The sequence below is a fragment of the Thalassospira sp. HJ genome, assembly GCF_000948415.1.
Classification (GTDB): Bacteria; Pseudomonadota; Alphaproteobacteria; order Rhodospirillales; family Thalassospiraceae; genus Thalassospira.
Genome location: NZ_JYII01000021.1, coordinates 42,949 through 64,084, shown reverse-complemented (window position 1 = coordinate 64,084; position 21,136 = coordinate 42,949). Strand labels below are relative to the sequence as shown.

Annotated in this window: 22 protein-coding genes; 6 read left to right on the top strand and 16 right to left on the bottom strand. The window is 55.8% G+C overall.

Features of this window, described 5'->3' with window-relative positions:
* Positions 1 to 49: 49 nt before the first annotated feature.
* Together rimI and tsaB are read right to left on the bottom strand one after the other, a co-directional pair.
* Entirely contained in the window at positions 50 to 568 is a 519-nt protein-coding gene (rimI, locus tag UF64_RS18110; protein ID WP_044830029.1) for a ribosomal protein S18-alanine N-acetyltransferase, read from the bottom strand.
* Positions 565 to 1,338, bottom strand: coding sequence for a tRNA (adenosine(37)-N6)-threonylcarbamoyltransferase complex dimerization subunit type 1 TsaB (gene tsaB, locus UF64_RS18105; RefSeq protein ID WP_235285147.1), 774 nt, complete (start codon positions 1,336 to 1,338; stop codon positions 565 to 567). The genes rimI and tsaB overlap by 4 nt, the downstream gene beginning before the upstream one ends.
* Positions 1,339 to 1,384: 46 nt before the next feature.
* Between tsaB and ddpX the strand changes: the two genes are divergently transcribed.
* Positions 1,385 to 1,945, top strand: a complete 561-nt coding sequence (gene ddpX / locus UF64_RS18100; protein ID WP_044830027.1) for a D-alanyl-D-alanine dipeptidase — start codon at positions 1,385 to 1,387, stop codon at positions 1,943 to 1,945.
* Positions 1,946 to 2,006: 61 nt separating this feature from the next.
* Here ddpX and UF64_RS18095 read toward each other — a convergent pair whose 3' ends face one another.
* The 4 genes from UF64_RS18095 to UF64_RS18080 form a co-directional block, all read right to left on the bottom strand.
* Positions 2,007 to 3,086 (bottom strand): ABC transporter ATP-binding protein, encoded by a 1,080-nt coding sequence (locus tag UF64_RS18095; protein WP_044830026.1) that lies wholly within the window; start codon positions 3,084 to 3,086, stop codon positions 2,007 to 2,009.
* 5 nt (positions 3,087 to 3,091) lie between these two features.
* A complete protein-coding gene (locus UF64_RS18090) occupies positions 3,092 to 3,895 on the bottom strand; it encodes a carbohydrate ABC transporter permease (protein WP_369792977.1) in 804 nt (267 codons plus the stop codon).
* A gap of 53 nt (positions 3,896 to 3,948) precedes the next feature.
* Positions 3,949 to 4,899, bottom strand: a complete 951-nt coding sequence (locus UF64_RS18085) for a carbohydrate ABC transporter permease (RefSeq protein ID WP_082049889.1) — start codon at positions 4,897 to 4,899, stop codon at positions 3,949 to 3,951.
* Positions 4,900 to 4,995: 96 nt separating this feature from the next.
* Entirely contained in the window at positions 4,996 to 6,243 is a 1,248-nt protein-coding gene (locus UF64_RS18080; RefSeq protein WP_052657700.1) for an ABC transporter substrate-binding protein, read from the bottom strand.
* A 240-nt stretch (positions 6,244 to 6,483) separates the two neighbouring features.
* On the opposite strand from UF64_RS18080, the gene UF64_RS18075 reads away from it, so the two are divergent.
* Entirely contained in the window at positions 6,484 to 7,815 is a 1,332-nt protein-coding gene (locus UF64_RS18075) for a GH1 family beta-glucosidase (protein ID WP_044830024.1), read from the top strand.
* A 50-nt stretch (positions 7,816 to 7,865) separates the two neighbouring features.
* Positions 7,866 to 8,906 (top strand): LacI family DNA-binding transcriptional regulator, encoded by a 1,041-nt coding sequence (locus UF64_RS18070; protein ID WP_044830023.1) that lies wholly within the window; start codon positions 7,866 to 7,868, stop codon positions 8,904 to 8,906.
* Here the strand turns inward: UF64_RS18070 and UF64_RS18065 are convergent, their stop codons facing one another.
* Positions 8,907 to 9,458, bottom strand: coding sequence for an MgtC/SapB family protein (locus tag UF64_RS18065; RefSeq protein ID WP_044830022.1), 552 nt, complete (start codon positions 9,456 to 9,458; stop codon positions 8,907 to 8,909).
* A gap of 70 nt (positions 9,459 to 9,528) precedes the next feature.
* Positions 9,529 to 10,443 (bottom strand): LysR substrate-binding domain-containing protein, encoded by a 915-nt coding sequence (locus tag UF64_RS18060; RefSeq protein WP_044830021.1) that lies wholly within the window; start codon positions 10,441 to 10,443, stop codon positions 9,529 to 9,531.
* 90 nt (positions 10,444 to 10,533) lie between these two features.
* Between UF64_RS18060 and UF64_RS18055 the strand changes: the two genes are divergently transcribed.
* Positions 10,534 to 11,217 carry a LysE family translocator gene (locus tag UF64_RS18055; protein WP_044830020.1) on the top strand — a complete coding sequence of 228 codons (684 nt, stop codon included), beginning with the start codon at positions 10,534 to 10,536 and terminating at the stop codon, positions 11,215 to 11,217.
* A 12-nt stretch (positions 11,218 to 11,229) separates the two neighbouring features.
* On the opposite strand, the gene UF64_RS18050 is transcribed toward UF64_RS18055, so the two are convergent.
* The 8 genes from UF64_RS18050 to UF64_RS18015 form a co-directional block, all read right to left on the bottom strand.
* A complete protein-coding gene (locus tag UF64_RS18050) occupies positions 11,230 to 11,661 on the bottom strand; it encodes a DsrE family protein (RefSeq protein WP_044830019.1) in 432 nt (143 codons plus the stop codon).
* The gene (locus UF64_RS18045; protein WP_044830018.1) at positions 11,651 to 12,454 is read right to left on the bottom strand and encodes a molybdopterin-synthase adenylyltransferase MoeB; all 804 of its coding nucleotides are present in this window, start codon (positions 12,452 to 12,454) and stop codon (positions 11,651 to 11,653) included. Before UF64_RS18045 ends, UF64_RS18050 begins: the two co-directional genes overlap by 11 nt.
* Positions 12,455 to 12,481: 27 nt before the next feature.
* Positions 12,482 to 13,483 carry a hypothetical protein gene (locus UF64_RS18040; RefSeq protein ID WP_044830017.1) on the bottom strand — a complete coding sequence of 334 codons (1,002 nt, stop codon included), beginning with the start codon at positions 13,481 to 13,483 and terminating at the stop codon, positions 12,482 to 12,484.
* A 167-nt stretch (positions 13,484 to 13,650) separates the two neighbouring features.
* A complete protein-coding gene (gene cysK / locus UF64_RS18035; RefSeq protein WP_044830252.1) occupies positions 13,651 to 14,601 on the bottom strand; it encodes a cysteine synthase A in 951 nt (316 codons plus the stop codon).
* Between the two features lie 203 nt (positions 14,602 to 14,804).
* Positions 14,805 to 15,260, bottom strand: a complete 456-nt coding sequence (locus tag UF64_RS18030) for an Rrf2 family transcriptional regulator (protein ID WP_008888834.1) — start codon at positions 15,258 to 15,260, stop codon at positions 14,805 to 14,807.
* Between the two features lie 94 nt (positions 15,261 to 15,354).
* Positions 15,355 to 15,819, bottom strand: a complete 465-nt coding sequence (dut, locus tag UF64_RS18025) for a dUTP diphosphatase (RefSeq protein ID WP_044830016.1) — start codon at positions 15,817 to 15,819, stop codon at positions 15,355 to 15,357.
* A 73-nt stretch (positions 15,820 to 15,892) separates the two neighbouring features.
* Positions 15,893 to 17,119 carry a bifunctional phosphopantothenoylcysteine decarboxylase/phosphopantothenate--cysteine ligase CoaBC gene (gene coaBC, locus UF64_RS18020; protein ID WP_044830015.1) on the bottom strand — a complete coding sequence of 409 codons (1,227 nt, stop codon included), beginning with the start codon at positions 17,117 to 17,119 and terminating at the stop codon, positions 15,893 to 15,895.
* 191 nt (positions 17,120 to 17,310) lie between these two features.
* Positions 17,311 to 18,597 carry a polysaccharide deacetylase family protein gene (locus tag UF64_RS18015; RefSeq protein ID WP_044830251.1) on the bottom strand — a complete coding sequence of 429 codons (1,287 nt, stop codon included), beginning with the start codon at positions 18,595 to 18,597 and terminating at the stop codon, positions 17,311 to 17,313.
* A gap of 252 nt (positions 18,598 to 18,849) precedes the next feature.
* On the opposite strand from UF64_RS18015, the gene UF64_RS18010 reads away from it, so the two are divergent.
* Together UF64_RS18010 and UF64_RS18005 are read left to right on the top strand one after the other, a co-directional pair.
* Positions 18,850 to 19,431, top strand: coding sequence for a malonic semialdehyde reductase (locus UF64_RS18010; protein ID WP_044830014.1), 582 nt, complete (start codon positions 18,850 to 18,852; stop codon positions 19,429 to 19,431).
* Between the two features lie 285 nt (positions 19,432 to 19,716).
* Positions 19,717 to 21,126 carry an ATP-binding protein gene (locus UF64_RS18005; protein ID WP_044830013.1) on the top strand — a complete coding sequence of 470 codons (1,410 nt, stop codon included), beginning with the start codon at positions 19,717 to 19,719 and terminating at the stop codon, positions 21,124 to 21,126.
* Positions 21,127 to 21,136: the final 10 nt, after the last annotated feature.

The window sequence follows — 21,136 nt, the reverse complement described above, 5'->3', positions numbered from 1 at the left end:
AAACTTCCTTGCATGGTTGGCATAGGCAATCGGCATCGCGAAAAATTGTCTAGATCAGGCGCTCAAGAACCAGCGCATCAACTTTCCGGCCACCGGCACGGGCATAATATCCCTTGCGCCGCCCGACCTCGCTAAAGCCGTTCTGACGATAAAGCGCAATCGCGCCATCATTATCGACCGCCACTTCGAGCAGGATACGGGTGACACCACATTCTTGAAGTCGGTCGGTAACAGCATCCAGCAACGCGCGCCCAACCCCCATCCGCCGGGCATCGGGATCAACCGTAATGGTATTGATTTCCGCCTCGTCCAGAACGGTTTGCATCAAAACAAACCCAAGCGGCTGGTCTTCGGCATTTTTCGCCGCATCACCGGGGCGATAGGCCAAAATCCCGAACGCACCTGGCACATCAAGCAACCGGATGATCGCATCTTCATCCCAGGCATCTTCAAACCCCTTGGCATGCAGGGCACTGGCCACCGACGCAAAGGCTGCTGTCAACGGCACCAGCGCAATCTGCGGGTTCTTGCCATCAGCACTGCCATCATTGGGGTTGGCCGGGGTCATTTCTTTTTCTGCGGTCCCTGATCTTCGATGCGCCTTGCATCGGGCGCACGCAGATAAAGCGGCACGGGGGCAAGGTTTTCGCCGCTTTCCCACCGCTCGGCCGCGATCCGTGCGACATTGCCCGCGCGCGGAAGGCCCGGTGCCGTGCAATCATAAAACGCATCAGGCGCATGGGCAGCAGCGGTCAAAAGACGCGGGGTCGCATCACCGGCCAGCAAGGTATCGCCGGGTGGCGCCATCATTAGCGCCTGGCGCGGCGCGACACATTCCGGCGTGCTGAGCGGGCGTTTCTTGCCATCAAACGCCTGGGCGAAAATCTCGTTTCGTTTGCTATCAAGCGCGACCAGGATATTGCGCCCCTGCTGATCACGTTCGGACACGCCATAGGCCACCGCTTCTAGCGAACTGACGCCAACCACCGGGATCTTGCGCGCCAGACCAAGCGCACGCGCAGTCGAAAGACCAATCCGCATGCCGGTAAAGGCACCCGGCCCCACGGTGACAGCAATACCATCAAGATCGGCGAAATCTACTTTTGCGGTTTCCAGCGTTTTGGCAATAAAGCCCATCAGATGCTCGGCCTGACCGCGTTCCATGTCTTCATAGAGCTCGCCCTTGACCTCGCCATCAATCAGAACAGCGGTCGACAGCGATGTCGAGGCGGTATCAATCGCCAAAATCGTCGGTCCGGATCTTTCGGCCTTTGGCTTTGCCGCGTCGGATGCGCTATGGTCGGCCGTATCCAATCGGTGCGACTGTCCAGTCAGCATTTTCTTTATGTAATCGGTGAACGACAAGAACAGGGGGCCTCCGGCGATGGCGCTGGTCGAAATTACGCCACAAGAATATGATGTCGAAATTGATATCGTCTATGCCACGGATCGCAATTTCACCGGGGCACCGATTTATACACGACCTGCCTGCTATCTTCATGCGGATGCGGCCAAGTGCCTGAAAAAGGCCTCTGCCATGGCGCGCCGTCAGGGGGTCAAGCTCCGCATTCTTGATGCATTCCGGCCCCAGGAAGCACAGCGTGCGCTTTGGAACCATACGCCCAACCCCGATTTCGTCGCCCACCCGGATTTCGGATCGCCACACGGTCGTGGTGTGGCCATTGATCTAACCCTGATTGATCAAAACGGCAAGGAACTGGATATGGGGGCAGGGTTTGATGAAATGCATATCCGCTCGTATCACGGTTCGGATTTGATCTCCAAACAGGCCGAAGCCAACCGGTTCTTGCTGCTCGGCATCATGGTCAGCGCCGGGTTCGAGTTTTACGATCACGAATGGTGGCACTATCAGTTACCCAATGCGCGCGCACGCTATCCACTGTTTTCTGACAGTTCACTGCCCGAACCAATGATGATCAAATAAAATAATTGGCGGCGCATTGCGGCACCGCCAATTTCAAGACCTGGCCCGCAAGCCAACGTGCTCACCCGCGTAAAAGTGCGTCCCCGCTCTGCCGGTCAAAAAGCGACATCCGCCCCCCATCAATAACAATCCCGATATCGGAGCCTGACATAAATGCCTGCTCAGGGCCACTTCGTGCTGTCATTTCCTCACCAGCGACCGCAAGACGTACATACTGATCAGGCCCTGTCGGTTCTGCCAAGACGACACGTGCCGAAATCCCTGCATCGTCAAACAGAACATGTTCCGGTCGCGCGCCCAAAGTAACAGGACGCCCAAATAAATCATCTGTCGGGGCTGGGGCACCAATCAGCGGCAATTTACCTTTGCCAGTATCAAAAAACACATGGTCGCCTTCGCGGACGAGCACCCCATCGATGAAATTCATGGTCGGTGCACCAACGAAGCTTGCCACAAACCGGTTTGCTGGACGGCGATATACATTTTCCGGGCTATCGGCCTGCTGAATGCTGCCGCGATCAAGCACGACAACCTTGGTCGCCAGCGTCATCGCCTCGATCTGATCGTGGGTAACATAGACAATTGTCCGACCAAGGCGTTCATGCAGACGCTTGAGCTCGATCCGCATATCCGCACGCAGCTTGGCGTCAAGGTTCGATAGCGGCTCATCAAACAGGAAAACGGCAGGTTCACGCACCAAAGCACGACCAATCGCAACACGTTGCTGTTGGCCGCCCGAAAGCTGGGATGGCTTTCGATCCAAAAGCGGCGTGATTTGCAAAAGCTCGGCCACTTCGGTAACGCGCTCCTCGATCTCGGCCTTGGGCATTCCCGCCATCTTAAGACCAAACCCGATATTCTTGCGAACCGACATGGTTGGATAAAGCGCATAGGACTGAAACACCATGGCAATATCGCGTTCGTCCGGCTCAAGTTCGGTAACGTCACGGCCGTTGATATCAATCGAGCCACCCGTCACCGGCTCCAGTCCGGCTATCATGTTCAGCAATGTCGATTTGCCGCACCCCGATGGCCCCAACAACACCAGAAAATCACCATCGGCGATCTCCAGATTGATGTTTTCCATCACCGTGAGTCCGGCATAGGCCTTGGTCACGTTGCGAAGTTCGACGCCATTCATCCCCGTTACCCTTTCACTGCACCTGCGGCAATGCCGCGCACAAACAACCGCCCGGAAAGCAGATAAACTGCAAGGGTGGGCAAGGCTGTCAGCATGGTTGCAGCCATATCAACATTGTATTCCTTCTCGCCGAACTGTGACCCGACAAGGTTATTCAGTGCGACTGTCATCGGCTGGCCCGAACGCCCGCCAAAGGTCAGCCCCAACAGGAAGTCGTTCCAGATGTAGGTGAACTGCAAAATCATCGCGACACCAAGAATCGGCAGCGATAAAGGCAACATCACATGCCAGAACAAAGCCCAGAACCCGGCCCCGTCTATTCGGGCTGCTTTCAAAAGATCCTGCGGCACAGTCTTGAAGAAGTTGCGGAACATCATGGTGGTAAAAGCAACACCCCAGATAACGTGGACAAGAATGAGCCCCGGGATGGACCCGAAGATCCCCAGTTCGCGAATCATGATGATCAATGGATAAAGCGTTACTTGCGGCGGGATGAACATCCCGACCAGAAGGGCTGCAAACATCAGATTTGCCCCCTTCATCTTCCAGACAGCCAATGAATAACCGGTCACCGCCCCCAACCCAACGGACAGGATCAGAGCCGGGATCACAATTTGTACCGACGTCATGAAGGATGATGACAACCCACCGCATTTTTCGCCAAGTGTCTGGCTGCAATCACCAAGCCAGGCTTTGCTCCAGGCGGCAAAACTTGGATCAGCTGGCAAGGTAAAGATGCTGCCATCCCTGATTTCATCCATAGATTTCACCGATGTGGAAATCATGATGAAAACCGGTGCCATGATCATGATGGCTGCCAGTCCGAGCAAACCGTAAAGGGCCAATCGGTTATATCGCACGATCAATGCCCCCGCCCGCTGCGCTCTTTCTTGAGCTCGTAATAGATGTATGGGGAAATCACGGCGATCACGGTGCACAGCAACACAAACGCGCCTGCCGCCCCAAGACCAAGTTCCTGACGGTTCAAAATATGATCTACGACAAACCGGGCCGGTAAATCCGATGAAAAGCCAGGCCCACCCCCGGTAAGCGCGACCACCAGATCAAAGGCCTTCATCACGATCGCACTCATCAGAATGAACACCGTAAAGAAAACAGTGCGCAGCATCGGTGTGACAATGTGCAGATAGACCCGCCATACCGGAATGCCATCGACGCGCGATGCCTTCCAGATATTGGGATCAATATTTCGAAGACCAGCTAGAAACAGCGCCATGCAAAGCCCGACCTGCTGCCAGATACCCGCAATTGCCAGCGTATAGATCGACCTGTCCGGACGCACAATCCAGTTAAATTCAAACCCGGTCCAGCCGAGTGCACGCACAGCTTCCTGCAAGCCAAGCCCGGGATTCATCACCCATTGCCAGATGACCCCCGTCACAATGAACGACATCGAAAGCGGCAACATGAACACCGTTCGAAACATCCCCTCTGCCTTGACCCCGCGATCAATCAGGATCGCCAGCAGATACCCAAAAACAACGCAGCCGCCGATAAACAGGAACCCGTGAATCGCCAAGTTCTGCATCGCCGTCCACCAGCGTTCATTGGCAAACAGGCGGACATACTGATCAAAGCCGGTAAATTTGTAGACAGGTAGAAGCCGTGAACGGGTCAGTGAAATCACAAAGGTCCAGATGATGAACCCATAAAAGCAAACAATCGTGATTGTCATCGCCGGCACAAGCGCGACCCCGGCACTCCATTGCGGTCGCCAACGCTTCTTTGCGGGTTTGCTTGTGATTTTTCCTTCGTCGGAACGCTGCAACACGTCCGGTGCCGGTTCGGCCATGACATTCTCGCCTGTTTGTAAAGGCGCCGCTGCACCACGTCCGTGGCTTCAGCGGCGCTTACTCACGATCACGATATCCGGTAATACGCAAAATGGTTATTTTGCGTAGGAAATCGCCTGCTGAAATTGTGCCTGACCCTCTTCAGGGCTCATGTCTGCACTGTTCCAGAAATTCGAAATGCTGTCATCAATCGCACCCGAAACCGCACTTGGCACACCAAACAACCCAGTGCTGACAAGATGCGTTTTCTTGTCCTGCAGGGTGTTGATGGCAGTTTGTGCGCAGACATCAAAGCTGTCAGCAGGAACATCAAGACGCGCCGGGATCGATCCTTTTTTCTTGTTAAAGGCAATCTGCACGTCCGGCTCCAACATCACTTGTGCCATCAGGGTCTGAGCAGGGGTTGCATCCTCGTCACCATCCATGGCCGAGAAGGCAAAGGCATCCACCGTCATAATATAGGCCGTATCAATTGCGGGTGCGAAGGCACAGCCAACCGTGGTGCCCGGCTCGATCCCGCCTGCAATGATTTCACCCTTGGCCCAGTCACCCATGAACTGGAATGCGGCCTCTCCCTTGGCGACCATGTTGGTCGCTTCGTTCCAGTTACGACCCGGACTTGCTTCATCAACAAACGGCTTAAGCGCCCCAAAGGTTTCAAACACCTTGCGCATCGTATCCGATTTCAGAAGTTCGTCATCAAGGGTGCTATATAGCTCGGCGTAAAATTCACGGCCAGCAACGCCCAGAAGAACGCTGTTGAACATGATGCGTTCCTGCCAAGGCTGACCACCAAGGCCAATCGGCGTGATACCTGCGGCCTTGAGCTTTTCCGCCGCGGCAATGAAGTCATCCCAGGTTTTTGGAACCTCGATACCGGATTTCTCCAGAACGGATGTGTTATAGAACATCCAGTTCTCACCATGGATATTGATCGGCGCGGCAATGTAGTTGCCATCATATTTCGCTGCCTTGACGATCAGTGGCGGTAACTTCTCATCCCAGTTTTCAGCGGTTGCGACCTCGCCGACATTGGCCAGAAGGCCCTGATCGGCCAATTCGCGAAGTTGCTGTCCAATGGAAAACTGGAAGACAGCAGCCGGATCCCCGCCCAACATGCGGTTCACCGCTGCAGCACGCGCATTGCCACCACCGGCAATCGGGGTATCAACCCAGGTTCCGCCATTGGCCTCGAACGCCTTGCGAATTTCACCAATCGCGGCCTGTTCGCTTCCCGAAGTCCACCAATGCAGAACTTCGGCAGTCTGGGCATGAAGTGCACCGGCAGATACACCGACGCTCAGAAACGCCAAGCTTGCGGCAATTTTGGAAAATTTCTTCATAACGGATGTTCCTCCCTAAAGGACACGTTCACGCCCGACTTCTTGTTCGTTTATCTGGCCGGAAAATCGTAACGTTACGATTTTTTTGATAAGCGCTTTATTCACCCTTGTCAATCATCAAAACCCTACCATAATAGGCGAAGATCGAGGCACACAAAAATTTTTGACGTGTTTTTCGAAACGTTACGATTTTGGATGCATCCAAAAAAAGACATCCAAGGCTAGGGCAAGGAAGCGAACATGACCAAATCATTTCCTGACGATTTTCGCTGGGGTGTCTCAACATCAAGCTACCAGATCGAAGGTGGCGCGAAGGACGACGGGCGCGGAGCCAGCATCTGGGACACATATTGCGCAACGCCGGGTCGTGTTGCCAACGGCGATGACGGCAGTGTCGCTTGCGACCACTATCACCGTTGGGCCGAGGATCTTGATCTGATCAAGGGACTGGGCGCGAAACATTACCGGTTTTCGGTTATGTGGCCTCGCGTGATCCCGGACGGGACTGGCAAGGTGAATGAAGCCGGCCTCGATTTCTATAGTCGCTTGGTCACTGGCATGCTCGAACGTGACCTCGAACCTTGGCTGTGCCTTTATCACTGGGACTTGCCTCAGGCCCTTCAGGACCGTGGCGGCTGGACCAACCGTGATATCGTTGACTGGTTTGGCGACTATACCGAACTTCTTGTAACCCGGCTTGGGGATCGGGTGAAATCATGGGTCACCTTTAATGAGCCCAATGTTGTTGCCTGGGTCGGCCACGAAGAAGGCCGCCATGCACCGGGCATTACCGATCCGCGTGCAGCAATGCGTGCAGCTCACCACCTTAATCTTTGTCACGCGCGCGCGACACAGGTGATCAAGAACCATTATCCGGACGCACCTGTCGGTTTCGTCTTGCCGATGCATAAGGGCTATACCCTTCCGCACCGTCGCGAACAGGATGCGCATCTGGTCGACCTGTTTGAAGCCAAGTGGAACGGTGTATTTCTGGATCCGGTTTATTATGGCCGGTACCCGGAGCTGATCATTGACCGGATGGAACCACATATTCGGGATGGCGACCTTGAAGCCATCAAAACCAAAGTCGATTTCCAGGGGCTGAACCAGTATTTCCCAAGCTACATCCAAACTGCGACAGATGCGGCATGGCCGTTCAAACATGCCCAGCCACCAAACTATTTCCGCCGGACTGAAATGGGCTGGGCGATTGACGGGGATTGCTTCTATCGCACGATGAAGATCCTGCAGAATGACTATGGCAATCCGCCTGTTTTCATCACCGAGAACGGTGGTGCCTTTACAGATATCCCGAAGGCAAATGGCCAGATCGACGATCAGGACCGCATTGCCTATTACACCGAATATCTTGAAGCGCTTCTACGTGCTGTGTCTGAAGGTGCTGACATTCGCGGCTACATGCCCTGGTCGCTTCTGGATAATTTCGAATGGGCTTATGGCTATGAAAAACGGTTCGGTCTGGTGCATGTTGACTACGTCACCCAGAAACGCACGCCAAAGGCTTCCTATGATTTCATGCGCAAGGTGATTGAACAGAACGCATTGCCATAGGCCAACCGGATGCTTAGATTGTCCGAAATCTGAATGAAACGGACCTGTATATGTCTGCTGCTCGCCCCAATCTTCGCACGATTGCCGACCGCCTTGGTTTGTCGATCACGACGGTATCGCGTGCGCTCAAAGATGGGCCCGAAGTCAAACCCGATACTGTCGCCCGCGTAAAGGCGGCTGCGGCTGACATCGGTTATCAGCCAGATGCCCGTGGCGTGATGCTGCGCACCGGCAAAACCATGCAGGTCTGCTCCATTCTCTATTCCCCCGAAGTCGGGGATTACGGCGATCCGGGCTTCCTGGCTCAAGTCGAAAGCCTGACGCAGGGTCTTGAGGCCGACAATTATTCCTTGCTGGTACTCGCCCAGACCCGTGGCGAAGATCCGCTTGATCCGGTGCGCAAGGTCCACACCCAGCGCCTTGCAGATGCCGTAGTCTTTTCGCGCACCACCTTGCAGGACAGCCGGGCAAAATACTGCCTCCAGCATGATTTTCCGTTTGTCAGCTTTGGGCGTACAGAACTTCTCACGCCACATGCCTTTGTCGACCATGACGATGAACAGGCTGCTTATGATGCGGTAACACGGTTGCTTGATGACGACCACCGCAAGATCGGCATGATCGACCCGCCCGAAGCATTGACCTTCTTCGGATATCGTAAACAGGGGGCGCGCAGGGCCATGGTTGATGCCGGCCTTGATCCCGATAGCCTGATCTGGATGCCTTCGGACATTTCCGTGCGGGCGGCGCGCGAGTCAACAACCCGGCTTTTTAATGCCCAGCGTGATGTTACCGCCGTTGTCTGCGCAAGTCAGATGACCATGATCGGAGCTCTCGAAGCCCTGATGGAACTTGGCATGGATACGATCCGCGATGGAATCGGTGTTGTAGGGTTCGGTGGCATGCCGTTTCGCATGCTGTCAAAACAGAAACTGGCCTACTATTACCAGCCTCAACGACTGGTCGGTGAAGTGCTGGCAAACCATCTGCATGATCTGATGAACGGCACACCTGCCTCGGAACTTCAGACCTTGCTACCTTATCATCGCATTGACGATCTTGCCGCTTTTCGCGATGGCGAGGACTTCTGATCAGCGATCTGTCCCGGTTCTGAGATGTTCGGGATTGTCGCCGTTTTCGGCATCACCTGTCCCAACAAGGCGGACCAGAAACAGCTCGACCGGCTTAAGTGCAATCAGGACAATAAAGGTCAGAACAGTCGCAATCACCACGATGTGCCAGGCGGCAAGCGCGCAGGCTATGCCGAGTGCAGCGGTAATCCAGACGGTCGCCGCCGTCGTCAGGCCGGAAACCGACATGCTTTCGGGTTGGCGCAGGATCACACCCGCACCAATAAAGCCGATACCGGTCAGAACACCTTGCAAAATCCCCTGAACAACGCGTGAAAGCGCATCGGGATGATCAATCAGATCCTGAAAATGAACGGCGACCACCGCAACAACAGCCGCACCAAGTGACACAAGCGCCAAGGTACGCATCCCGGTCGGCTTGCCATTCACATCGCGGTTCAGCCCGATCAACATGCCAATGACCGTGGCCGCGCACAGGCGCGCGATCATATCGATCACGCCAATATCGAAATATTTTTCCGCCGTCGCGAAATAGGGAAGGTCGGTCAACATGTCCGGGCCTGTCTGGTTTCAGGAACTCCCTGAACGCCTGAAATCAGGTGAATGTTCCGGCTGGCAACGGTTATCTGGCCTTTGGTGGCATCCCCATCTCGCGGGCTGTCGTCATCAACCAATCAAAAAACACCGCAATCCGCGGGTCACGCTTTGGGGCATCGAGCGTGATCAACACATAATCATATCCGGTCGCTACCATGCCAAGCGGTGCGATCAAACGCCCGTCTCTAAGGTCATCGGCCACCAGCGGCAGGGGACCGATCGCTGTTCCGAGCCGGTTGACCGCCGCCTGCAGAGCGAAAAAGAAATGGTCGAAATACTGCTCACTCGCCGGGGTTGCTTGACTTGCACTGGTGCGTTTCCAGTCATCCCACGCTTCCGGACGTGTCCGGGTGTGCAACCAACGCGCATTTGACAGATTCCGGTCCAAAATGGTTTCCCAACATTCAGGATCACAGACCGGGCCAGCATATTCGGACCAAAGATGGGTGGTGATGTAATGATCGGAAATACCGTAATCGGCCCGGCGAATGGCCACGTCGCAGCCATCTGAAAGCAAATCCACAGCCCCCCCAGCCATGCGCAGATCAATGTTCAAGTCCGGATATGCTTCGCGAAATGCCCCAAGGCGCGGCATCAACCAACGCATCGCCAGGCTGGGCTCGCAAGACACTGTAAGGATTGGCGAATTTCCGTCGTGGCGATGGATATCCTCGACAGCGTGCTCAAGATCATCAAGCGCGCTACCAGTTGCCCGCAAAAGCCGTTCCCCCGCCGTGGTCAACCATACCCGCCGATTACGCCGTACAAACAACTGAATCCCAAGGCGCTCTTCAATCTGCGCCACAGCCCGACTGACCGCCCCATGCGTCAGGTTCAGTTCTTCTGCTGCGCGCGAGAAGCTCTGGTGGCGGGCAGCCGCTTCAAACGCGGGCAGGGCTGCCAGCGGTGGCAGGCTGCGTTTTCTGTGAATATCACTCACAATAAATACCAATAATTTTCGATTTTCTGGTCTGAAATACAGGTTGATACTGAATTTATTCACAGATCAAGACGAAATCGGATCAATATCATGTTTGAAGGCACGTCGGACGTCCTGTCGATCGAAATCATTGCTGTTGGCATCATTACCATTCTGGCCGTGATCAGTCCGGGGCCCGATTTTGCAATGGTCACTCGTATTGCGCTGGCGCGCGGGCGGCACGCTGGTGTGCTATGTGCCCTTGGAATCGGAAGCGGGGTTTCGGTCCACCTAGCCTATACGCTGTTCGGCATGGGCGTGTTATTTGCCAATAATGTCTGGGTGCTGAGTACGCTACGTTATCTTGGTGCAGCATATCTGATCTGGCTTGGCATTTCAGCCTTGTGGCCAGATATCCGGGCGGTGTTTATCGCTCCCAAGCCCTGGAAAAACCAGGATGTCCGCGACAACCGCGCGACGCAACCTGACCAATTTCAGGAACAGCGTGATGGATCAGCCTTCTGGATCGGATTTGCCTGCAATGCGCTTAATCCGAAAACGATGCTGTTTATCGTCTCGCTATTTAGTCAGGTGATCTCACCAGACACAGAACTGGTTCTGGAAATCGGTTATGGATTTTATATCGCGGCTTGTCACATGGGTTGGTTTGCACTGGTGGCGATTGCGCTCACCCTGCCATCTGTGCAGGCCCGCATTGCAACGCTCAAAATATGGATTGAACGCGGTGCAGGACTTTGTCTGGCGGGACTTGGCGTCAAACTGCTTTCAAGCTGACAGCACGCATTCTCAGATAAACAGCATCTCGCCATTCTGTTTGGCGTCATTAAGGAACGTCACCACGCCACCGGTCTCAATCGACAGGTCTTCGCGCTTGGCTTGATCTTCCAGTCCAAGGGCGCGCAGGCCCATTTCACAGACCATGAATTTGGCATTGAGGCTGGCACAGGCCGAAAGCAATTCTTCAAACGTGCCGATGCCGCGCGTCGAGTAGCTGAGATCAATCGAGGTCGCGGTCGCCCCGTCAACCTCAGTGCGCAAATGACGCCAGCCCGATGGGGCAAACAAGGCCCGGCTGGCCTCCATCGTGAAGAACAGGGTGACTTCGCGCCCAGAAGCCAGTGCCGCAGATGCCATTACGAGTGCGTAATGAACCTTTTCGTAAGATCCGGAAAACACCACGAGGGAGAGTTTTTTAGGCGTATCAAGCTCAGTGCTCATGGATTGAAAGGTCCTTGATTGTGGCGTTTTTTGAACAGGTCGGGCAGCCCGGATCGCGAGGCACCTTGATCTTGCGGAAGGATGCCGACAGGGCATCCATGATCAAAAGATGCCCCGACAGGCTATCGCCGATGCCCATCAGTTCTTTCAGCACCTCGGTCGACTGAACACCGCCGACCATGCCAACAACCGATCCCAGAACACCACCCTGCGCGCAGGACGGAATGGCGTCTTCGGGCGGCGGTGCATGATAGATGCAGCGATAACAGGGATGGGGGGCGCCCAAATGGGCCTTGAAGGTCGAAACCTGCCCGTCAAAACGAAGGGCAGCACCGGAAACCAGCGTCTTGCCAGCAAGATAGCAGGCATCATTAAGCAAAAACCGCGTATCGAAATTATCCGACCCGTCGGCAATCAAGTCATACCCGGCAATCAGATCCATGACATTGGACGCATCAAGGCGGGTATTATGGGCATGAACCGTCACTTCCGGGTTCATATCGGTCATCGTCGCCCTGGCACTGTCGACCTTGGGGGTACCGATATCCTTCATGCCATGGGCGATCTGGCGTTGCAGGTTGGAAAGCTCGACCGTGTCGGCATCAACAATCCCGATAGTGCCCACCCCGGCGGCCGCGAGATACATCGCAAGCGGCGATCCCAGCCCGCCAGCACCGACGATCAGAACCCGCCCGCGCTTGAGCTTCATCTGCCCCGTGCCGCCAACCTCCTTAAGGACGATATGGCGGGCATAACGTTGCACTTCATTTTCGCTGAAATCGAAATCACTCACGCGGTCTATGTATCCTGTCAGGCCGGACTAGAAGGCAGTTGTTTCTGGATATAGCCTGCGGATGGCATCGCTCAAGGAAAAGATTTGGTTTTCCACGTAAATGTGAGGCGGGCCCGCCTGCCGTTCAGGCATCAGATGCGATTGTCCGACCCCGTCGAGACCAATCATGGTCCAGTCCGTGACCCCGGGGTGGAAAAAGCCCGACTGACGATAGGCCTGCTCAACCCGGCCGATGCGATCAAGCTCCAGAAGCCCCTGATCAATCGCAGTCAAAAGGGTGTCGCTATAATGCTGGACACCGCTGACCGCATAATGGCGGCTGCCTTCAAGGGCGATCTTGTAATCGGGGATCGGCAACATCCGGACATCGTCAACGACAAGCTCCATGTCTGGCCCCGGCTGAAACGGTGCCAGCAGGAAGTCTGCACGATCAGTGGCGACGAACTCGACCATCAATTTCCATGACGGCACATTGATCAGATCGGCCACACGCAATCGCGCCAGCGCCTGCCAATCGGGCACCCAGTTGCGATTGGATGCCGCGCGCAACAGGCGAAGGCCGCGGATATTTCTGATCTTCAATCGCTCGGGATTATCGGCAAGCATGTAAAAGCCGGCTTCGAACCGGCCCTTGGGGATCATTGCGCGCGATGGCGCAATCTCGCCTGCCTTTTTCTCGATATCATCCAGCCAGGTGGTCGATCCGGTGATATCGGCATCGCCATCGGCAAGCAATTTCCTCATCCGGACATAGCCGCCACCGGCAATCAGGGTGATATCGCCACGCCACCCGCCGCGACGCAGGGCCTGCTGGATCAGAACGACTTCAACAACATCGCGACGGCTGTATTCGCCTTCAAACGTCTCGATATCAAGGGGATCACGGCCATCAAGAAACCGTTTGTAATCTTCAAGAACATCGTCAGCCACCGCGATGCGAAGACTATCTTCGCCATGGTCGGCGTGACCCGTTTTGACATCGAAACCAAATATGATGACCATCGCAAAGGCGATGCGAAGCAAATACATCGTCGCTATCTCTAAACCCGTTCTTCCCCTGTGCACCGGAAATCTATCCTCTGGGACCCTTTCACATTGGGACCCTGTCTTTCAACATCCAGAGGCACCCGAAAATTGATATGAAAAAGGCCCGGTCGAAACCGGGCCTTTGATCAACAGCGCTTTGGCTGAAATTCTTATTGCAGGCCTTCGAACAACGGGGTCGAAAGATAGCGTTCGGCAAAGCTCGGGATAATCACAACGATCCGTTTGCCTTCGTTTTCCGGCTTCTGGCCAAGCTCGACCCCGGCTGCAACGGCTGCACCCGACGAAATGCCGGTCGGCAGGCCTTCGATCGATGCCAGCTTGCGCGCGGTGGCAAAGGCGGTCTCGTTGCCAATGGTCATGACGGTGTCAATCACATCTGTATTGAGGTTGCCCGGAATGAAGCCGGCACCAATGCCCTGGATTTTATGCGGGCCCGGTGCGCCACCGGAAATGACCGGGCTGTCTTCCGGCTCGACCGCGACGATCTGGATGTTCGGGTTATGCTTTTTAAGCACTTCACCAACACCCGTCAGCGTCCCGCCGGTACCGACACCAGCAACAAAGATATCCACCTTGCCGGCGGTATCCTTGATGATTTCCTCGGCGGTCGTGTTGCGGTGAACGTCCGGGTTGGCCGGGTTGTCGAACTGCTGAAGCATGATGGCACCGTCAATTTCCGATACCAGTTCTTCGGCGCGCGCAACCGCACCCTTCATGCCCTTGGCCGCCGGGGTCAGGTCAATCTGCGCGCCCAGAAGCATCAGCATCTTACGACGTTCCAGCGACATGCTTTCGGGCATGGTCAGGATCAGCTTGTAGCCCTTGGCAGCTGCAACGAAAGCCAGCGCAATACCGGTATTGCCCGAGGTCGGCTCGACCAGGGTTGCGCCCGGCTTGAGCTTGCCGGATTTCTCGGCATTTTCGATCATCGCAAGGCCGATACGGTCCTTGACCGAGGCCAGCGGGTTAAAGAATTCAAGCTTGCCGATCAGGTCGGCTTTGACACCTTCGGCCTCTGCCAGGCGCGAAAGACGCACCAGCGGGGTTGCGCCAATGGTGTCGATGATGCTGTCGTAAATCTTGCCGCGAAACTCAGTCATGTTTTCCTCGCACGTTTCTGTATTTTTGCCTTCAAGCACATATTTAACATGTATTTATCTCGCTATTCATCCAGGTCAAATGGATAGAAGGATTTTTTACATGTCCGGTGCCCGGCAACGTTCCATAAACTTGTAGTTTTACCGTCAATAGCAGCAGTTTCTTGTTGAATGACGATACAACAAACCGCCGCCGGTCGATAAGATCAAATGATGAAATCCGGGGACTCTTCAATCCCGCTGCGCAGTCCGGCATCCCGTGCGCGGTTGCACAGGTCTTCGACCGTGATCTTTTCAAGCTGCTTCATCATTTCGTCTTGCAATTCCCGCCACAGCGGCCGGACGACTTCCTTGCCCAATGGCGATCCTGCCGGATCCTCGATCGGGTCGTCGGAAGTTTCCATCGACCGGATGACGGACACGATGTCGGCCAGCGTAATGCGACGGCGTTCGCGCGCCAGGCGATATCCACCGCGCGGACCACGCACACCGACCAGAATGTCTGCACGCACCAATTGCTGCAGGGTCTGTTCGAGATAGCGTTTCGGAATGCCCTGACGCGCAGTGATGTCCCGGCTCTGAACCGGCTCACCCGCCGCGTTATAGGCAATGTCCACGACCGCCTCGATCGCAAACAGCATCTTCTTAGAAAGCTTTAGCATCTTTTCACTCAACTCCCCTTGCGGTTCTGCCATCCCCCCAGACGACAGAACCAGATAGCGTCAAACCTGATTGACCAGCACTGTTTCCCTGGGCCTATTTGGCCGGGCTGGCTGTTCCAGTCGAACCGAAACCACCTGCACCGCGCGCGGTTTCATCCAAGTCTTCTACGGCATTCCAGCTGACCTGCGTCACCGGGGCGACAACCAGCTGGGCAATGCGCATGCCGCGTTCAATTTCAAAGGCTGCGTCACCATGATTGATCAGGATGACTTTGATCTCGCCGCGATAATCGGCATCAATCGTGCCCGGGCTGTTTAAAACCGTAATCCCGTTCTTTGCCGCAAGGCCTGAACGCGGACGCACCTGCGCCTCAAAGCCTGCGGGCAGGGCAATGGCAATCCCGGTTTCAACCATGGCCCGCTTGCCCGGCTCCAAAACGAGCTTCCCGTCAATTGCGGCCTGCAAGTCCATGGCTGCTGACTGCGCGGTGGCATATTCCGGCAACGGCAGATCCGCGCCATGGGGAAGCTGTTTCAAATCAACGCTTAAAAGCGACATTCTCTATCCTTGTCTTTACCCGGCAGGATCATCTGCCGGTTTCGCACTTATGTTTGTCGTCAGGGCGGACCCGTCAGGAAAAATGTTTGATGATCCGCGCACTCAAAGCACGGGCAACCCCGGTCTTGCTCTGGCGTTCCCAACGTTCATCAGTTGTTTCGTCGTCACCTGAAATCAGGCAAATCTCGTTGTCATCGCCACCAAAGGTGCCGGTTGCCGGTGCCACATCATTGGCAAGGATCCAGTCACAGCCCTTGCGCGCCCGTTTTGCCCGCGCATGATCGGTGACATTTTCGGTCTCGGCGGCAAACCCGATGACAAGTCCCGGGCGAGTTGCCCCGGCCTTGCAGATGGTCGCCAGAATGTCGGGATTTTCCGAAAGCCTCAGGTCCGGGATGACGCCCGAGCCATCTTTCTTAAGCTTCTGGCCGGCTTCATCGGCTGTGCGCCAATCGGCTACTGCGGCGGCACAAACGGCAATATCGGCTGGCAAAGCTGCCTGCACGGCACCGAGCATCTCGCGCGCGGTTTCAATGCGCACCACCTTGACACCGGCCGGATCGGGCAGGGTCACAGGACCCGTCACCAGCGTCACATCCGCCCCAGCCTGTGCCAGCGCCTCGGCAATGGCGTGGCCCTGCTTGCCCGAGGACCGGTTGGCGATATAGCGCACCGGATCAATCGGCTCATGAGTCGGACCGCTGGTTACGACAGCCTTTTTGCCGGCAAGGGGCTTTGGCGCGTCTTGCGCCTCAAGGAAATCAACAACACTTGCGATGATCTCGGCCGGTTCGGCCAAACGGCCCGATCCGGTTTCGCCACAGGCCAGATCGCCCGCAGACGGGCCAACACGGATCACGCCACGACTTTCAAGGGTTGCGATATTGGCTTGTGTCGCCGGGTGGTTCCACATCTCGACATTCATCGCCGGCGCAATCATCACCGGCTTGTTGGTCGCAAGTAACGCCGTGGTCGCCAGATCACCGGCCTGGCCTGTCGCCATTTTGGCCAGAATATCGGCACTGGCGGGTGCAACCAGAACAAGGTCAGCCTCGCGCGACAGGCGGATATGGCCCATTTCGGCTTCATCGGTCAGGGAAAACAGATCCTGATAGACCTTGTTTTCGGTCAGTGCCGCGACCGAAAGCGGGGTCACGAATTCTGCCCCGCCCTTGGTCAGGATCGCGCGGATATCAATCCCGCGATCGCGCAACCGACGGATCACCTCAAGCACCTTATAGGCGGCAATGCCACCCGAGATGATCAGAAGGACACTCTTTCGATTTAAGGCACCTGACACTGTGATTACCAATTAATTACGGGTAAGAAGTGTGGTTAACCTACATTGTCCCCCAAGCGCGCGCAAGAACCCAATGAAGCCCGCCGCAATCTTCGAAAAACGCCACGCCCGAAATCCGGACATGGCGTTGATATAATTACGATTTCAGGGGCTCCGTTCAGCCACAGGATTTTGCAAAACCCTGTCCTGTCTTATGGAACGGTGTAAAGCATCCCGAACCATTGCCAGCGTGATTCCGATCCCATGGCGGTGCAATTGATCCGCCAGCGACCGCTTGAAACCGGGGCATCAAGGCGGATTTCAACCCGCTCTTCACCCAGACGGGACATGGTCGGCGTCCCTTCGGACGGATAACAATTCATCGACGGCGCCGGTTCGGCCAGCGTAAAGCCAAATGCCGGCGGATTGCGGGTCAGGGTATAGTCAGACGGCGTCACGTCACTGACCACAAGCGGCAGGGAATTGGCCGCCAGATTAAAGCGATCCATAGCACCATAATGCTCATTGAGTGCAAAGCGCGGCAGATACATGAAGTCCGAACTGGTATGCATCGCACCGCTTTGCTGGCCAAAGGCCGCGCGATAACCGGCTTCCTTGACCGCTGCGATCACCTCGTTATTGGCTTCGCCATACGGGTACGCAAAGATTTCCGGCACATAGCCGAGCTCTTCTTCAAAGCGGGCGGCGGAATTGGCAAGCTCCGCCTTGACGCGATCAATGTCAAAATCGGGCAGGTGGGCATGGTTCTGGCTATGGCCACCGATGGTCACGCCCGCCTTGGACAATTCACGCACCATGTCCCAGGTCATGTAATTGGCATAACCCGAATCAAGCTGTTCGGTGGATACAAACACCGTGAAGGGCAGGTCGTTCTCGCGCAAAACCGGCCAAGCTTTTTCATAGACAGAGCGATAAGCATCATCAACCGTAATGCCGATCGTACGATCCGGCAGGCCCGCCCCATCGGCAAGGGTACTGACGATCTGGGGCACACCCATCACGGTATAGGGGCCGCTTGTCAGTTCTTTCACATGGGCGGCAAACTGTTCCATCGTGATGTTGGTGGAGGGATATTCCCCCTCGCCAAAGCGATGATACATAAAGACCACGGCAGAGGTCGCATCCCCACCAGCCGCAACCACTTCCTCAGACCCATCAACCGGTGCTGCGTCCTGCGCAGTTGTCTCGGTCGCTTCCGTCGCCGGGGTTTCGCTTGACGGGGCTTCGGTTTCCACTACGTCGGCTTCGGGGGTTTCTGCCTTGACTTCATCAGCGGCAGGAGCAGCGGCTGGTGTTTCCTGAACAGCATCCTCGGTCGCCGGGGCTTGGTCCGAAGCCACCTGGGCAAAGCCGGTTGTCGCACCAAAAGTAAGTCCAACCGCGAAAGAGACACCCACAAGAAGGCGTTGCAAGCTGCGTGACGGCCTTGCCCGCATCGATGTCAAAATCGCGCTGTGCCCTTTGGTCTCAACTGCCATATCTGTTTCCAGTAATTTGCGATCCACCCACGCCGGGACGCAACCCATTTGCGTCCTCGGGTCTCCCCCCAGTAGAAAACCCGTCCCCTGTCCAACGCAGAGCGTTATGCAGGGTCATTTTGACGTCGAAAATACCAGTGAACTGATTGTTTTTCCACAGTTCATATGCGGTCTTGCCAATTGTGCATTGCGTCATAACTGATGAACTATCTATATCGATAGTCTGACTAATACCTTCATTGAAGAGGCCCCATGCTTAATTCCGATGGACTTGACCTTCTGTTCCGTAATAGCCGTACCCACAATGTCTGGCAGGACAAACCGGTTGATCCGGCTCTGCTCAAACAGGCCTGGGACCTGACGGTTCTGGCACCGACCAGTGCGAACTGCGAACCGATGCGCGTGACCTTTGTCACCACCGATGCTGCGCGCGAACGGCTTAAACCCTGCCTTGCACCGGGCAATGTCGAAAAAACAATGACCGCACCGGTGACGGCGATCATCGCCCATGACATGGAATTCTACGAAAAACTGCCCGATCTGTTCCCCCATACCGATGCCCGTTCCTGGTTTGTCGGCAAGGAAGAGGCGATCAAAACCACCGCGTTTCGCAATGGCACCTTGCAGGCAGGCTATTTCATCCTCGCCCTGCGCGCCCTTGGCCTTGATAGCGGCGCGATGTCGGGCTTTGACAACGCAAAGGTCGATGCCGAATTCTTTGCCGGCACCACGTACAAAAGCAACTTCCTGCTTAATATCGGCTATGGCGATGGCAGCAAGCTTTTCCCGCGTCAGCCACGTCTGAGCTTCGATCAGGGTGCCGAGATCATCTGATCACGGGTGTAAAGTACCGAACAATATCCCCAAGCGGCGGGCCGTTAACCAATGGCCTGCCGCTTGGCGGAGTCCGATCCGCTCCCCACATGACACATCTGCCCGATTACATCGCTGCAGATGGCGGGTTCACCACGCACCCGACAGATATTTTCAATCACTTCAGGGCTTAGAAAACTGTCATCAAACTTTTATTTGATCTTTACCGGCGCATAACCATTTTAGGTCCACTTTTTACAACACGCGTGATAAACCCCCACCACCTCGTTTAAACAGGAGCGTTAATTGGGTTTCCGCCAATTGATACTTACGGCTTTGGCCATTGCCTTTCCAGTCGGCATCGTCTTCATCGTCCTTGCGTCGATGGGGCAGCTCGGCGTGGGAACGGCGATCCTGTCGGCACTGCTGTCCTGGCTTGGCGTGGTGGCGATGTTGCGCATCTATTTTGGCGATCTGCGCCGCGTGGCCCGCTATGCCACCGACCTGCGCGACCGCTATAAGGGCACCCCGCCGCAGCACATCAGTTTTGCGGCCGCGTCCGAACTTTCATCGCTTTATACCCAGATTGCCGCGGCCTTCCGCGATCGCATCGCCCTTCTCGAAGCCCAGACCAGCACCGATGCCGAAATCCTTGATCACCTGCCCAACCCGGTGGTGATGGTCAATCGCCAGCGTGTCGTCACCGGCTTTAACCGGGCGGCCAAGGGACTGTTTCACAACCTTGAAACCGGTCGTGACCTGACGCGCTTTATTCGCGATCCGATCCTGCTTGATGCCTTTGATGATGTCGCCAATGAACGCGAAACCATGAAGCATGCGGAATTTGTTCTGGCATCTGACGCGCACCGTCACTTTGACGTGCTGACCGCGCGCCTGCCAGCCGCGACCGGGGATCGGAACTATGTTCTGACATTTTCCGACCTGACCGAGCTTCGCAAGCTTGAGCAGATGCGCGCAGACTTCGCAACCGATGCCGGGCATGAACTCCGTACCCCGCTTTCGGTCCTGCTTGGCTTTATCGAAACGCTGGAAGGCCCGGCCAAGGACGATCCGGATGCGCTCAACCAGTTCCTGCCGGTCATGCGCGATCAGGCCCAGCGCATGCAGCATCTGATCGAAGATCTGCTGTCGCTTGCCCGGATTGAGCTGAATGAACATACCCCGCCTTCTGAAGACTGCGATGTCGGCAAGATCATTGGCAAGGTCGCCCAAAGCCTTGCCATGAAGGCGCAGGACAAGGGCATGAATATCCGCGTCACCAGCACACTTGATGACACCGAAATGGTTGGCGAGGAAAAGGAACTCACCCAGGTCTTTGTCAATCTGGTCGAAAACGCCATCAAATACGGCCACGCCAACACCGATGTCGAAGTCTCGATCAGCCTGGCCAAAAACCCGCCGGGTGCACTAGCCCGTTTCCGCCATGACCGCATCATGGCCGTTGCCATCCGCGATCATTCCGATGGCATCGCCCGCGAACACTTGCCGCGTCTGACGGAGCGTTTCTATCGCGTCGACACTGCCCGTTCGCGCGCGGTTGGCGGTACCGGCCTTGGCTTGGCGATCGTCAAACATCTGGTGCAACGCCACCGGGGCACCATGCAGATCGAAAGCGAACAGGGTGTCGGATCGGTCTTTACGGTCTATCTGCCGGCCAAAACCGGCGACAATGTCCGGAAACTCCACACCGCCTGATCTGCTTTGG

Bases quoted from the DNA above. Each gene is read 5' to 3' on its own strand.
- rimI (WP_044830029.1), bottom strand. From the start codon at position 568: ATGACCCCGGCCAACCCCAATGATGGCAGTGCTGATGGCAAGAACCCG.
- tsaB (WP_235285147.1), bottom strand. From the start codon at position 1,338: ATGCTGACTGGACAGTCGCACCGATTGGATACGGCCGACCATAGCGCA.
- ddpX (WP_044830027.1), top strand. From the start codon at position 1,385: ATGGCGCTGGTCGAAATTACGCCACAAGAATATGATGTCGAAATTGAT.
- UF64_RS18095 (WP_044830026.1), bottom strand. From the start codon at position 3,086: ATGAATGGCGTCGAACTTCGCAACGTGACCAAGGCCTATGCCGGACTC.
- UF64_RS18090 (WP_369792977.1), bottom strand. From the start codon at position 3,895: ATGATCATGGCACCGGTTTTCATCATGATTTCCACATCGGTGAAATCT.
- UF64_RS18085 (WP_082049889.1), bottom strand. From the start codon at position 4,899: ATGGCCGAACCGGCACCGGACGTGTTGCAGCGTTCCGACGAAGGAAAA.
- UF64_RS18080 (WP_052657700.1), bottom strand. From the start codon at position 6,243: ATGAAGAAATTTTCCAAAATTGCCGCAAGCTTGGCGTTTCTGAGCGTC.
- UF64_RS18075 (WP_044830024.1), top strand. From the start codon at position 6,484: ATGACCAAATCATTTCCTGACGATTTTCGCTGGGGTGTCTCAACATCA.
- UF64_RS18070 (WP_044830023.1), top strand. From the start codon at position 7,866: ATGTCTGCTGCTCGCCCCAATCTTCGCACGATTGCCGACCGCCTTGGT.
- UF64_RS18065 (WP_044830022.1), bottom strand. From the start codon at position 9,458: ATGTTGACCGACCTTCCCTATTTCGCGACGGCGGAAAAATATTTCGAT.
- UF64_RS18055 (WP_044830020.1), top strand. From the start codon at position 10,534: ATGTTTGAAGGCACGTCGGACGTCCTGTCGATCGAAATCATTGCTGTT.
- UF64_RS18050 (WP_044830019.1), bottom strand. From the start codon at position 11,661: ATGAGCACTGAGCTTGATACGCCTAAAAAACTCTCCCTCGTGGTGTTT.
- UF64_RS18040 (WP_044830017.1), bottom strand. From the start codon at position 13,483: ATGTATTTGCTTCGCATCGCCTTTGCGATGGTCATCATATTTGGTTTC.
- cysK (WP_044830252.1), bottom strand. From the start codon at position 14,601: ATGACTGAGTTTCGCGGCAAGATTTACGACAGCATCATCGACACCATT.
- UF64_RS18030 (WP_008888834.1), bottom strand. From the start codon at position 15,260: ATGCTAAAGCTTTCTAAGAAGATGCTGTTTGCGATCGAGGCGGTCGTG.
- dut (WP_044830016.1), bottom strand. From the start codon at position 15,819: ATGTCGCTTTTAAGCGTTGATTTGAAACAGCTTCCCCATGGCGCGGAT.
- UF64_RS18015 (WP_044830251.1), bottom strand. From the start codon at position 18,597: ATGGCAGTTGAGACCAAAGGGCACAGCGCGATTTTGACATCGATGCGG.
- UF64_RS18010 (WP_044830014.1), top strand. From the start codon at position 18,850: ATGCTTAATTCCGATGGACTTGACCTTCTGTTCCGTAATAGCCGTACC.